The sequence below is a fragment of the Dolichospermum circinale AWQC310F genome (assembly GCF_000426925.1).
Taxonomy (GTDB): domain Bacteria; phylum Cyanobacteriota; class Cyanobacteriia; order Cyanobacteriales; family Nostocaceae; genus Dolichospermum; species Dolichospermum circinale.
In genome coordinates this window covers 47,346-60,756 of sequence record NZ_KE384678.1, presented here as the reverse complement: position 1 = coordinate 60,756, position 13,411 = coordinate 47,346, and the positions used below count along the sequence as shown (strand labels likewise).

Genomic DNA, 13,411 nt, shown 5'->3' with positions numbered 1-13,411 from the left:
TAATATCAATGATTTGTAGTCCTGCACCACCGTCGGCTACATAAGCGTAGTTACCGACTACTTGCACACGCCAAGCATTAGAAGCACCATAACTGCCCTTGAGAGTGGGGGCTGTGGGGTTGCTAATGTCTATGATTTCTATTCCGGAATACAAATCAACTAAATAAGCGTAGTTACCCACCACTTGCACATTTACAGCAAAGACATTCGTATCATAATTGCCTTTGAAGGTGGGGTTTGTGGGGTTGCTAATATCAATGATTTGTAGTCCTAAACCAGTAGCTACATAAGCGTAGTTACCGACTACTTGCACACCTCTAGCCTCGCTAGGTGTATTATAATAGCCCTTGAGGGTGGGGTTTGTGGGGTTGCTAATATCAATGATTTGTAGTCCTGAACCACCATCGGCTACATAAGCGTAGTTACCGACTACTTGCACACGCCAAGCAAAATCTGATGTATTATAATTGCCTTTGAAGGTGGGGTTTGTGGGGTTGCTAATATCAATGATTTGTAGTCCTGATTCAGAATCAGCTACATAAGCATAGTTACCCACAACTTGCACACCCCAAGCAAAGCCAGGTGTATTATAATTGCCCTTGAGGATAGGGGTTGTGGGGTTGCTAATATCAATGATTTGTAGTCCTGCACCACCGTCGGCTACATAAGCGTAGTTACCGACTACTTGCACACCATTAGCATCACTAAAAGTATCATAATAGCCCTTGAGTGTGGGGCTTGTGGGGTTGCTTATGTCTATGATTTTTATTCCTGTACCATGTCCGGCTACATAAGCGTAGTTACCCACAACTTGCACACCTCTACCACCTTCAATCTTGTAACTTCCCTTCACAACAGGTTTAGCAGGGTTACTAATATCAATGATCTCCAATCTATCCCCCACAGCGTAGGCATAGTTACCCACCACTGTCACAGCACTAGGATAGCTTAAAAAATCCCACTCTCCCACTAATGTTAATGTGGGTGCAAATACTCCCTGGTAGGTGTTAAGGGTGTCTGCAACAATATCTGACAAATGTAGAGATGTTCCATGGAATGTCTCTGTAACGGGAATATTCACCTCTAATTGCCAATTTCCCCCTAATGCTGCATTGCCGGTTTTTGTGGTGGAGGCGCTAATGGTGGCGTTGGTAATTTGATGTAATTTGTCAATAAATTCTGCCCCTGCATCTCCGGCGGCGACGTTACAGCCATATAGTAAAATATTCTGAGGTTGCCACTGTTGTAACTGTTGGGTGTAATTATGAATATTAGTTAAGTTTAATTGACTATTGCCTAAATATAAGCATCCAGGCGCACCGTGGGAAAGGATGTGAATGGTGGTGATGTGGGGATGTTGTTGTAAAATTTGGCTAATTTGCTCAATTCCGTCTTGATTTGGGGAAATAATAACTGATTTTACGTCCTCGTTAATTCCTGCTTGGAGGGTGTGATAGTCGGAAAGGGAAGCATCAATAAAAACAATTGTTGTTGCGGTTTGACAGATGAAAGAGTTGTTAGACATATTTTTTTCCTTTGCACCCGGTAGGGACTTTGATTTTATTGAGTAGGAAATGAGAAACTTGACGTTAAACCTGATACCTGCATGACTGTAATGGATTCAAATCAGAAGTACAACCGTATTTTTTTAGATTTAATCTGTGTTAATTAGAGTATGTATTAGTGTCCCATAGAGGAGACTTTGGTAAGATTTATGCTTTTACATTTGTTTGATAGCGAAGCGTGGCGTTAGCCATATCAGGATGTCCAGGATGAAAGGATGTACAGAATAAGGAGGGGGATTTTATGATAATGGTGCGTTATGCTGTCGCTAACACACCCTACTATTTGGGTGTTCCCAGTTAAGAGTTGCCTATGAAGATGGGGATTTTATGATTATGATTATGTAAATATAATTTATTATTTAATATTTCTAATTTTCTTTTCCCTGTTCCCTGCTATAAATATAGTTTTTATATATTTGGATTTTTTTGTCAATCATCGGGGAGTCAAGTCAATGAAGATATTAGTGTTGAGTTGGGAATTTCCACCCAGGATAGTCGGGGGAATTGCTCGTCACGTTGCTGAATTGTACCCGGAACTGATCAAGTTAGGCCATGACATTCACCTCATTACTCCTGAATTTGGTCAAGCAGCCCTTTATGAAGTAGTTGAGGGGATTCATATTCATCGTGTCCACGTGGCTGCTAGTAACGATTTTTTGCACTGGGTGGTGAATTTAAATGAGAGTATGGGCGCTTATGGTGGTAAGTTGTTGAGGGAAAAGGGGCCGTTTGATTTGATTCATGCCCATGATTGGTTAGTTGGTGATGCAGCGATCGCTCTTAAGTATATCTTTAAAATTCCCTTAATTGCCACCATTCACGCCACGGAACATGGACGTTATAATGGTATTCACAATGATACCCAACGCTATATTCATAATAAAGAATATACACTGGCTGAAAATGCTTGGCGGGTAATAGTTTGTAGTGAATATATGCGTCGAGAAATTCAGCGATCACTTTCTGTTTCTAGTGATAAAATTGACGTAATATATAATGGTATTCGCCCAGAAAAGAAACGACATGACAAAGATTTTCATCCTCAAGATTTTCGGCGACAATTTGCTAAAGATGATGAAAAAATTGTTTATTATCTTGGTCGCATGACCTACGAAAAAGGTGTACCTGTGTTACTTAATGCTGCTCCCAAGGTGCTTTGGGAAATGGGCGGTAATGTTAAATTTATCATAGTCGGTGGTGGTAATACTGAACATCTGAAACGTCAAGCCTGGGATTTAGGAATTTGGCACAAGTGTTACTTTACTGGGTTTCTGGCTGATGAATACTTAGATAGATTTCAAACTATTGCCGACTGTGCGGTTTTCCCCAGTCTTTATGAACCCTTTGGTATTGTTGCTTTGGAAAGTTTTGCCTCTCGCGTACCAGTGATAGTTTCCGATACGGGTGGTTTTCCTGAAGTAGTTCAACATACAAAAACGGGAATTACTACCTGGGTAAATGATCCTGACTCTGTAGCTTGGGGAATTTTAGAAGTTTTGAGAAACCCAGATTATTGTCAATGGTTAGTAAATAATGCCTATGCAGATTTAGAAAACCGATTTAGCTGGCCAAAATTAGGTAAGCAAACAGAAATGGTTTACGAAAGAACAGTCAAAGAACGAGGAGAAATTGTCTGGTAGTGATCAAAAACGGCATCAAAATCAGAACTTACAGAAAACAAAACAGAAGCAAAAGGTAATTGATGAAATCAAGGTTTATCAACCCATGCAGGTGGGTTTTGTCTGTGTAGACGCGGTTGATAATTACCCAAACTAATATTAATTAAATATTAATTTAGACTACTGCATTCATCTTCTTTCAGGAGAATTAAAGACTACTCTGATTATTAGCCGTAAAAAAACAGTACAAACCCTGTACGCTGGGAATTTAGCTCCTCAAATGCGAGAGTTAGAAATGATTGCTGTTTGCTTGACAAGATTTGAATATGACAAAAGCATTCCCAAATATATCCAGGCATTTGCAGAATGCAAAAAACAGCTTGTTGAGGGTGGTAAACCAAATTATCCGCCGTCTGACAGTAGAGTTAAAGCAGTTCCTCAAGGATATCATTGCTGATCACCAAACTCCCACCCCTGAACCTATTTATCAATTACCTAAACTAGCCGGTCCTGTTCATAACTTAGGTGGTGGTGGTACTGATGTTGATGATGCTATTCAATGGATGATTAATCAAGTCAGGGGGGGTAGTAACAGCGATATTAAAGTTAATGTTTTAGTGATTCGGGCTGCTGGTAAGGATGATTACAATCAGTTAATTTATTCCATGAAAGGTGTCAAATATGTAGAAACTCTCATCATTCGTAACCGCCAAGAAGCGAACAGAACGGATATTTTTGATAAAGTCAGAAATGCTGGGGTAATTTTCTTTGCTGGAGGTGATCAATGTGAATATATTCGTCACTGGAAAAACACTAAATTAGAAGTTGCTATCAAGTCGGTTTATGATCAAGGTGGTGCTATTGGTGGTACAAGTGCCGGCGCAATGATTCAAAGTGAATATGTTTATGATTCTTGCGCTTGTGTAGATAGCATTGAAACTTACGAAGCCCTTGATGACCCTTACAGAAATATTACCTTTACCTATAACTTTTTTCAATGGAAGCATTTGCGAGGGACTATTATTGATACCCATTTTAATGAACGCAAAAGAATGGGGAGAATTATGGTTTTTATTGCTAGACAAATTCAAGATGGTGTATCTTCAACTGCTTTAGGGATAGCAATTAGTGAAGAAACTTCTGTATTGATTGATCAATATGGTATTGCTAAAGTTATGGGTAAAGGTGCAGCATATTTTGTATTAGGAGATCATCCCCCAGAAGTTTGTGAAAAAGGAACTCCTCTCACTTATCACGACTATAAAATTTGGAGAGTTCCTCAAGGTGACAGTTTCGATTTAAATAAACTACCGTCACGAGGTTATTATCTCAGAAGTGTGAAGCGGGGAAGATTTGATTTAGATCCTTATTAAGTAAGAATTCAGGAGTATGGCTAACGCCACGCTTCGCTATCAGGAGTTCAGAATCAAGAACATTTTTGTTTTATCCTCTCTATTCCCTGCTATATCAAGTTCTCTAGACAAATCAGCCTCATTAGCCCACTCAGGTGGGCGAGGATAATCATCTAAAATTTGTGCTTCACTAATTCCTAAACGCCGAGATTCTACTAACAACCGAATAGGAATACGAGTATTAGCAATACAGGCTGTACCACTACACACTGTTGGTATACTATCGTAAAGTATTGTTAATTAGTCTGATCATTTTTTACATAATGATTGATTTTTTTTAAAAGTGATATAGAAAATTACTTTATCCATATCCTGTTGATAATTCTTTAAACCTTGATTTTATATTGTCTGTATCCTCAAAAGTTATTAACTTAATACAACTCTTAGAAAATAAGACGATGTTATTATCTCACACCTTAGAAAAATTAAAGATATCCAGGGAATAAATTCAGAGTCTAAAAGCAAAAGTCGGTTAAAACCGACTCATAAAAAATCTCTTTTCTTCTTTGCGTCTCTGCGTCTCTGCGTGAGAAAATATTTTAACTTTGATTTGCCATCCAATTTACCAAATCATCAGGATTCACACCTAAAGCCTTTAACTTTTCAGCTAGAAGTTGGGTTTTTCTCCTTTCTGCGGCTAAAGCTGTTTCTGCTTGTTCTAGAAGTTGGCAAATTTCCAGATATGAAGAAAATTTATGACCATCGGGACGATAAATTTGTAATTCTTCCCCTGATAAATCAAACTTAATTCCTAACCTGGGACTAACCCAATTTTCTATTTCCGAAATGACATCTAAACCATCTTCCGTTTTTAACCATCCTCTCAACTGATTGTTTTGAGGATTGTAAATATAATATTCTTCTACTCCATGTCTTTCATAAAATATCAATTTCCTCTCCATTTCGGTTTGGGAATTACTAGGAGAAAGAATTTCAAAAACTACCTGGGGGGCAATATTATTTTCTTGCCATTGTAAATAAGAACCGCGTTTACCTTTTGGTCGTCCAAATACAACCATAACATCTGGTGCATTGACTAGATAATTTTTCCCTTCAATGGGATACCAAAATAAATCACCAGCAACAAAAACATCAGGGTTATCTGCAAATAACCAATCTAAATTTTGTTGAATAACTAATATCCAACGAAACTGTTCTGTATTATTAGCCATTGGTTGTCCATCACTGTCTGGGTAGATGACCTCTGATGTACTTAGTGTTAGAGGTTGAGTAACCATAACTTTAAACTAGTTAGTTGTTTACTTTACCAATATTTTAGCACTAAAGAATAGATACCCTATTTTTTAGTAATATTTATCTATAGGAATAATCTTGGATTTATGAAAAGATACCTAGGGTGCGTCAGATATTACAAATCTGTTTATTGATTGAATTTACGCAGTCTGACGCACCCTACAATACCTGTTTTTTTCGGAAATTTAATATGACTTCTATACTTATTTACTGAGAAACTTTTAAAAATCCTCATCATCAACAAAAAACTCTGCATCTTCATCTATTCCAGATTGAGATTCTCCCAACTCCCAAAGAGGCTGTAAAACGGCTGTAGCTAACAAACCAACTGCGACACTAAAAGCTAACATTAACCCTAAGGGAATTTGTATTGATTGAAAAACCAAAAACTTTAAAGATACAGGAGTAGCATTTTGGACAGAAATGAGAGCGATCGCTACTACCCAAACAGCTATAATTAGTAATATTAAAAAATTGGCCAATATTTTGAATATCATAACTTAAATCTTTAAATAAATATCATCCCCCTCCTCGCTTGCGGGGAGGGGTTAGGGGTGGGGTTCTATGCTAACTTAGCAATTTCACCTTCCATGAATTTAGCAATCTGACTAAGTTTTTCTGGTGAGTTAGTTTCCATGTACACCCTCACCAAAGGTTCTGTACCAGAAGGACGCAGTAACACCCAGCTACCCTCTTCTAAATAGAGTTTGATACCATCTTTCCTTCCCACCTCTTTGACCTTAATTCCTGCCACTTCTGAGGGTGGATTTTGCGTGTAACTATTAATCACAGCGATTTTATGAGCTTCTGTGAGGTGTAAATCCAAGCGATTGTTATACAAAGGACCATCTGCTTCGGCTATAGCTTCCTGTACCAACTGACTTAAAGGCTTACCTTCATAAGCGATCGCTTCAGCCACTAGCATATCTGCTAAAACCCCATCTTTTTCAGGAATATGGCCAATGATACTTAAACCACCGGATTCTTCTCCACCAATCAAAACGGCGGTTTCCCGCATTTTCTCACCAATATATTTAAAACCCACCGCAGTTTCATAAATCTCCAGCCCATACTTAGCCGCAAAATTATCTAATAAGTGCGTAGTTGCCACAGTGCGAACGATCGCACCGCTTTTACCCTTGTTTTTAATCAAATGTCGTGCTAGGACTAACAACACTGTATTGGGAGTGAGGACATTACCTTGTTCATCAACGATACCAAAGCGATCGCTATCACCATCGGTAGCCAAACCCAAATCCGCATGATCAGCCTTGACAGCGGCCACCAACTCAACTAACTGTTCCCCTTTGGGTTCAGGCATACCACCCCCAAAAAGCACATCTCGCCAGGTGTGGAAACTTTCTAATTGACAACCACAGTGTTGCAGGACTTCATCTAAATAACCACGGGAGGTAGAATAAAGGGCATCATATTTGACCTTTAAATTTGCACTTTTAATTTTTCCCACATCCAACAAGGTGTAGATAAAATGCAAATAATCGGGTTTGGGATCAAAAGTAGAAATTGTACCAGATGGGTTACTTCCAGGTAATTCATCGGATGCCGTTTCTATATTGGCGACAATAGTATCAGTAATTTCTGGAGTTGCAGGACCCGCGTAATCGGGTATATATTTAATCCCACAATAAGGTGCGGGATTATGACTAGCAGTAAACATCAAAGCCCCTGCGGAATTGAGGAGACGGGCATTGTAGGCAATTACTGGGGTGGGACAATCCCGGTCAGTAATTTGTACATTCCAACCCAAATCTGCTAAAACTGCGGCAGATGTTTGGGCGAACTCGTCAGCTAAAAACCTGGTATCATAGGCGATTAAAACTGGTTTGTCCTTAGTATAGGCAGTTTCCAGATAACTAGCGATCGCCCTGGTTACTTTCCGCACATTTGGAAACGTAAAATCATCAGCAATAATTCCGCGCCATCCATCAGTACCAAATTTTATCTTACCGGAATTGCTAGGGTTGCTCATATTACCACTCTCTCCCGTGCATCATTATTACTATTTACTATCAGGAAATATGCTGTAAGCCTGTGGAACAGCCACTAAGCTGCAAGTATCCCCAAAGTAATTTCTCTCACTTAACAGTCCCAATGTCAACCTTAAAAAGGAGGTAATTCTTTCAGGATTGTAAACCGAATATGGTTAATAGCTAAATCACCTAGTGAAATATCTTCTTTAGTTAAGCGGACTCCATGCTGGCTTAAAGTTTCAAAGGATATACCTTTACCAATTTCGATATGATACCAGCATAAACCCATGAAAAAGCGTGTAGGATAGGGTCCACCTTCTTCGAGATCATCAGGATTAGATTCCATGGGCAACCAACCCATACCGGGAATATAAAATTCTAACCAAACATGATTAAAATCGGGTTGGAGGGGAACTCCCTGATGTTCAGCATAAACTGGACATTTGTATCTGCCAACAGTGCGACAAGGAATACCATTCAAGCGACAAAGTGCCAGTAATACACCTACATATTCTCCACAGGAACCAACACCACGCTCTAAAACCAGATCTGGCGAATCAATATGGGGTTTAATACCATAGGATAATTGATCATAGACGTAGTTGCGGATACTGTACATTTTCCGTAACAAGTTAGTTTCTGAACCAATAGCTGTCTTGGCCGCACGGATAACAAGATCCGTATCCATTGCTAAATCATCATCATCTACCAGATAGCGAGTTTTTAATTCTGGTGACAGTTCTGGTAACTTTTCCACGTCTCTGGGAGTAATGCGATATTTAATACTCCATACTTCCACAAGTGCTTTCCAGCCAAATATATGGCGTTCTCCAGGAGTGAGGGTGTCAAATTTAAAAACGGCTACCCTTTGTCCGTCAATGATTTCTTCTGTGAAGGGTAAGCCGATCGCTTCAACTTGCTTAACTTTTTGCCGTTCCGTTTCTGAGGGTAGGGCAATACGCCATTCTATATCAGTTAAATAAACCTCATCAAGGGGGGAAATTTCCTCAAGATAGGACATTTCTATGAGATAACCATTAGAAAGGGCGTAGCGTTTATCCTCCTGGTAATGATATTGTAGAGCATGAATGAATGTGCGATCGCGGTATGTTAACTCATAACAGGGATCAGCATTAGGATTATCCCGGATATAAGGTTCTTCACTGGAGTATGCCACATAAAGACGATCTTTACCTGCGTCCTCCTGTCCGTAAACAGCGATACCCGTTGGGGAATCAAAAGGAGTAAGAACACTGAAACGGACTTCCCCGGTTGCCCTATCCATAGAGTAAACAGTTTGTTCCGTGCGATCGCATATCCACAGAGTTTCTTTTGTCACTCCTAAATTTTCTATGCCGACACCAGGGGCGTAAAATCTAGTGATTTCCCTGCGGGTATCACGGTCAAAAATTAAAATATAGCCAAGTCTTTGACAACTGACATAAACGGTAGATTCCCAAACAGCAACCCCGTCAGCAGGGTATGGTAAAGTCACAAAATGTTCTAAACCTAAAGAGGCGAATTTGCAAGAGTAGACACTATTACCACGAGTTACCCAAAGATAACCTTGGGACATAGCTAACCCGGTAACTTCCTTAAATTCACGGACTTGGTGGGGATTGATAATTTTGCTGTTATCGCTGAGGGGGTCAATTTCTAATAAATGACCTTTAATTGTATCAATAGCAATAAGTCTATTTTCGGTAAAAGCGATTCCGTGCAGGGTAGCAGCAGTAATTGGCCTAATAATTCTTTGCTGTTCAAAATTTTGGTTCACTGTCAAACTGGGTAGTGGGAAACTCGTGTTATTAAGCATAGTAGTCATAAATTATTACTTTTTAACGTCAGTTGTTATTTAGGGAATAGGACTTACGCAAAATACCTCCCAAAGCCTCTCTTATTCGTGATCTTGTTACCCATTAACCAATTACCCATTACCCAATTCCACATTTTCTGACATCACTAAATTATGATCGAATTTTGCAACCATTTCCTGTAACTTACACAATGTCTGCTCATTCTTTACCTAAAGCTACCAAACACTGGCATAGTTTGGCAGTTGATAAAGCCCTAGAAATGCTAGATAGCGACGCAAACAACGGCTTAACGTCCCCAGAAGTTGAACAGCGTCGTCAAAAATATGGAACGAATGAACTAGAAGAAAATGGCGGTCGTAGCCCTTGGCAAATTCTCCTAGATCAGTTTACCAATATCATGTTATTGATGTTGATTGCAGTTGCCTTGATTTCTGGTTTTTTGGATTTGATGGCTTTGTCTAGGGGGGCATTGAAAGCCGGCGAAGTGCCATTTAAGGATACAATTGCCATTATGGCCATCGTTATCCTGAACGGTATTTTGGGCTATGTCCAAGAAAGCCGGGCGGAAAAAGCTCTAGCAGCCTTGAAAAAACTATCTTCTCCCTCGGTGCGAGTCCTGCGTGACGGTAAACTGGGGGATATAGCAGCCAAGGATCTAGTCCCAGGGGATATCATGCTACTAGAAGCGGGAGTGCAAATAGCCGCTGATGGTCGCTTAATAGAACAATCTAATTTACAAGTGCGTGAATCTGCTTTAACGGGTGAAGCTGAGGCTGTTAATAAGCAAGCTATAATCACATTACCAGAAGATGCAGCTTTAGGCGATCGCCTTAATTCAGTTTTTCAAGGTACGGAAGTTGTCCAAGGCCGCGCTAAGGTGTTGGTAACTAACACGGGAATGACTACGGAATTAGGTAAAATCGCCACCATGTTACAATCTGTGGACGGTGAACCTACACCCCTACAGCAACGCATGACTCAACTGGGTAATGTCCTGGTCAGCGGTTCTTTAATTCTTGTAGCCATAGTAGTTGGTGGTGGACTTATCCATGATCTAACTCAAGGAATAGGCTGGAAAAATTTACAAGAATTAGTGGAAGTTTCTTTAAGTATGGCTGTGGCGGTAGTTCCCGAAGGTTTACCGGCTGTAATTACCGTTACCCTGGCTTTGGGAACTCAGCGCATGGTCAAACATAATGCTTTAATTCGCAAACTTCCAGCAGTAGAAACACTCGGTTCTGTAACTACTATTTGTTCTGATAAAACCGGAACTCTGACTCAAAATAAAATGGTAGTCCAGTCGGTTTATACCAATAATTCCACCTTTCGTGTCTCTGGCGACGGTTATACTCCTATTGGTGATTTTCACTTACATGGTAAAAAAGCCAGTTTAGATGAATTTCCAGAAATTTCCGCTCTGCTTGTTCCCTGTGCTGTTTGTAATGATGCTGTTTTGCAACAACAACAAGGACAATGGGCGATTTTAGGCGACCCCACGGAAGGGGCTTTAGTTACTTTGGCTGGAAAAGCAGGAATTGAGCAAGACCAATGGTATAGTAAATTACCTCGTGTGGCAGAATTTCCCTTTTCCTCTGAACGGAAACGCATGAGTGTGATTTGTCAAATAGAAGCTGTAGCGACTGGTGAATCTTCCTTAACAGCCATTGACCCTGCTATTATTGGTTTTGTCGAATCGGAAAAATATCTCATGTTCACCAAGGGTTCACCAGAATTAACTCTGGAAAGGTGTACAAAAATCCATTTAGGTGATAAGGCGGTTCTTATCAACGCCGAACAACGCAGCCAAATTCTAGTAGCTAATGACCAAATGGCGGGTCAAGGTTTGCGGGTCTTAGGTTTTGCTTATAAACCCTTGAGGGAAGTTCCTGCCGATGGTTCAGAGGACATTTCTGAGGTAGATTTAGTTTGGTTGGGACTGGTGGGAATGTTAGACGCACCCCGGCCAGAAGTGCGGGCTGCTGTCGAAGAATGTCGCCACGCTGGTATTCGTCCGGTCATGATCACTGGCGACCATCAATTAACCGCCCAGGCGATCGCTATTGATTTAGGAATCGCCCAAAAAGGTGATAGAGTTCTTACTGGTAAGGAATTGCAACTACTAAGTGACCAGGAATTAGAAGCACAGGTAGACTTAGTGAGTATTTACGCCAGGGTCTCCCCAGAACACAAATTAAGAATTGTCCAAGCATTGCAACGTCGTGGGCGATTTGTGGCTATGACGGGCGATGGCGTGAATGATGCTCCCGCCCTCAAACAAGCCGATATAGGCATTGCCATGGGCATCACAGGTACAGATGTGAGCAAGGAAGCCAGCGACATGATCCTGCTAGATGACAATTTTGCCACCATAGTCGCTGCCACTAAGGAAGGTAGAGTTGTTTATACTAATATTCGCAGGTTTATTAAGTATATTCTTGGTAGTAATATTGGTGAAGTTCTCACCATTGCGGCCGCACCCTTGTTAGGTTTGGGCGGTGTTCCCCTCACTCCTTTACAAATTCTCTGGATGAATTTAGTTACAGATGGTTTACCAGCTTTAGCATTGGCTGTAGAACCCCCTGAACCTGATGTGATGCAGCGTCCTCCCTTTAGTCCCCGTGAAAGTATTTTTGCGAGGGGTTTGGGTGCTTACATGATTCGCATTGGGATTGTTTTCGCCATTATTACCATTATTCTCATGGAATGGGCTTATCAACATTCTCATGCACCTGGGTATCAAGGACATGAAGATACTTGGAAAACAATGGTATTTACTTCATTATGTTTAGCACAAATGGGTCATGCGATCGCCATTCGTTCTAATAATAGACTTACCATTGAAATGAATCCTTTTTCTAATATCTTTGTATTGGGGTCAGTCATTGTGACAACAATTTTGCAATTGATGTTAATTTATGTTCCCCCCCTGCGAAGTTTCTTTGGTACTCATGCACTCAGTCTTTCAGAACTGGGAATTTGTATTGCATTTAGTGCTTTAATGTTTGTCTGGATTGAAGGTGAGAAATTATTTTTCCGCTTTCGGGGCAAAAAAAATGTTTAATGGGTAAATTGTCTGATAACGTAGCCAGATCAGGATTTACAGGATTTGAAAATTACCAAGATTTAATTTCATTATCTTTGTGTTTTTTTCATTCCTGTTGATCCCTTAATTTTGTATACTTTACAGGAATATTAATTATAAATATCTGTATTTTGTGTACAATTATCACATTAATTAGGAAATAGTAGGAAATAGATATCATGGGTGAATCAAAACGTAGAAAACAACAAGATCCCAATTACGGAAAAGTTAAAAATCCTGTCAAAAATCTGATGAAAGTTTTTTGCCCGTTTTTTGAAGATTACGATAATTTACCTGATCTTAATTCTGATAATATATCATTGATGATCGCCAAGGCAGGATACAACGAAACAGGCTTGAGAGGAATAATTTTAAAAGGATTTCTAGCGGAACATTTAGTAAAAGATTATCCAGAGGAATCTGAACTAATACAAGCGTTCAAACAACATGGAAATATTTATGTAACTTCAACATTAGCCTCAGCTTATTTAGAAAATGCTATCAACAAAGAGGATAATCTGAGCAAATTTGCAACCTATAACCCGGAAAATGAATTTATACGCATTGACAGCGATTCTCAAAAGTACCAATTAGATTTGGTGACAGTACCTTAAGCAGGTTGGCGTTAAAAATTGTCGTTATAACAAGGGAACAGGGAACAGGGAACAGGG

At 39.9% G+C, this 13,411-nt stretch carries 11 protein-coding genes; 5 read left to right on the top strand and 6 right to left on the bottom strand.

Translation table 11 applies throughout. From position 1 onward, the window contains the following. Nucleotides 1–1,525, bottom strand: a 1,525-nt coding sequence (locus ACIR310F_RS24855) for a DUF4347 domain-containing protein (RefSeq protein WP_035367850.1), incomplete at its 3' end; no start/stop codon positions are given. Between the two features lie 492 nt (nucleotides 1,526–2,017). On the opposite strand from ACIR310F_RS24855, the gene ACIR310F_RS0110110 reads away from it, so the two are divergent. The 3 genes from ACIR310F_RS0110110 to ACIR310F_RS0110100 all read left to right on the top strand — a co-directional run bounded on the left by ACIR310F_RS0110110 (nucleotide 2,018) and on the right by ACIR310F_RS0110100 (nucleotide 4,557). Beyond that, a complete protein-coding gene (locus ACIR310F_RS0110110) occupies nucleotides 2,018–3,205 on the top strand; it encodes a glycosyltransferase family 4 protein (RefSeq protein ID WP_028083737.1) in 1,188 nt (395 codons plus the stop codon). Then, nucleotides 3,195–3,341: a hypothetical protein gene (locus tag ACIR310F_RS25480; protein ID WP_155963156.1), complete on the top strand. Its 147-nt coding sequence runs from the start codon at nucleotides 3,195–3,197 to the stop codon at nucleotides 3,339–3,341. The genes ACIR310F_RS0110110 and ACIR310F_RS25480 overlap by 11 nt, the downstream gene beginning before the upstream one ends. Before the next feature lie 169 nt (nucleotides 3,342–3,510). Beyond that, on the top strand, nucleotides 3,511–4,557 hold the full coding sequence (locus ACIR310F_RS0110100) for a cyanophycinase (RefSeq protein ID WP_028083736.1): 1,047 nt from the start codon (nucleotides 3,511–3,513) through the stop codon (nucleotides 4,555–4,557). Nucleotides 4,558–4,596: 39 nt separating this feature from the next. On the opposite strand, the gene ACIR310F_RS27595 is transcribed toward ACIR310F_RS0110100, so the two are convergent. The 5 genes from ACIR310F_RS27595 to ACIR310F_RS0110075 form a co-directional block, all read right to left on the bottom strand. Further along, a complete protein-coding gene (locus ACIR310F_RS27595) occupies nucleotides 4,597–4,806 on the bottom strand; it encodes a DUF433 domain-containing protein (protein WP_028083735.1) in 210 nt (69 codons plus the stop codon). A gap of 329 nt (nucleotides 4,807–5,135) precedes the next feature. Next, nucleotides 5,136–5,834 (bottom strand): Uma2 family endonuclease, encoded by a 699-nt coding sequence (locus ACIR310F_RS0110090; protein WP_028083734.1) that lies wholly within the window; start codon nucleotides 5,832–5,834, stop codon nucleotides 5,136–5,138. Nucleotides 5,835–6,071: 237 nt separating this feature from the next. Further along, nucleotides 6,072–6,347, bottom strand: coding sequence for a LapA family protein (locus tag ACIR310F_RS0110085; RefSeq protein WP_028083733.1), 276 nt, complete (start codon nucleotides 6,345–6,347; stop codon nucleotides 6,072–6,074). A gap of 65 nt (nucleotides 6,348–6,412) precedes the next feature. Next, the gene (locus ACIR310F_RS0110080; RefSeq protein ID WP_028083732.1) at nucleotides 6,413–7,840 is read right to left on the bottom strand and encodes a phosphoglucomutase/phosphomannomutase family protein; all 1,428 of its coding nucleotides are present in this window, start codon (nucleotides 7,838–7,840) and stop codon (nucleotides 6,413–6,415) included. A 131-nt stretch (nucleotides 7,841–7,971) separates the two neighbouring features. Beyond that, nucleotides 7,972–9,657: a transglutaminase domain-containing protein gene (locus ACIR310F_RS0110075; RefSeq protein ID WP_028083731.1), complete on the bottom strand. Its 1,686-nt coding sequence runs from the start codon at nucleotides 9,655–9,657 to the stop codon at nucleotides 7,972–7,974. A 191-nt stretch (nucleotides 9,658–9,848) separates the two neighbouring features. On the opposite strand from ACIR310F_RS0110075, the gene ACIR310F_RS0110070 reads away from it, so the two are divergent. Further along, nucleotides 9,849–12,719, top strand: a complete 2,871-nt coding sequence (locus ACIR310F_RS0110070) for a cation-translocating P-type ATPase (protein ID WP_028083730.1) — start codon at nucleotides 9,849–9,851, stop codon at nucleotides 12,717–12,719. 200 nt (nucleotides 12,720–12,919) lie between these two features. Next, on the top strand, nucleotides 12,920–13,354 hold the full coding sequence (locus ACIR310F_RS0110065; protein WP_028083729.1) for a hypothetical protein: 435 nt from the start codon (nucleotides 12,920–12,922) through the stop codon (nucleotides 13,352–13,354). The last annotated feature ends 57 nt before the right edge of the window (nucleotides 13,355–13,411 follow it).

Excerpts from the sequence above, each read along its gene's own strand:
- ACIR310F_RS0110100 (WP_028083736.1), top strand. The coding sequence starts at position 3,511 with ATGACAAAAGCATTCCCAAATATATCCAGGCATTTGCAGAATGCAAAA.
- ACIR310F_RS0110090 (WP_028083734.1), bottom strand. The coding sequence starts at position 5,834 with ATGGTTACTCAACCTCTAACACTAAGTACATCAGAGGTCATCTACCCA.
- ACIR310F_RS0110075 (WP_028083731.1), bottom strand. The coding sequence starts at position 9,657 with ATGCTTAATAACACGAGTTTCCCACTACCCAGTTTGACAGTGAACCAA.
- ACIR310F_RS0110070 (WP_028083730.1), top strand. The coding sequence starts at position 9,849 with ATGTCTGCTCATTCTTTACCTAAAGCTACCAAACACTGGCATAGTTTG.
- ACIR310F_RS0110110 (WP_028083737.1), top strand. The coding sequence starts at position 2,018 with ATGAAGATATTAGTGTTGAGTTGGGAATTTCCACCCAGGATAGTCGGG.
- ACIR310F_RS0110085 (WP_028083733.1), bottom strand. The coding sequence starts at position 6,347 with ATGATATTCAAAATATTGGCCAATTTTTTAATATTACTAATTATAGCT.
- ACIR310F_RS0110080 (WP_028083732.1), bottom strand. The coding sequence starts at position 7,840 with ATGAGCAACCCTAGCAATTCCGGTAAGATAAAATTTGGTACTGATGGA.
- ACIR310F_RS0110065 (WP_028083729.1), top strand. The coding sequence starts at position 12,920 with ATGGGTGAATCAAAACGTAGAAAACAACAAGATCCCAATTACGGAAAA.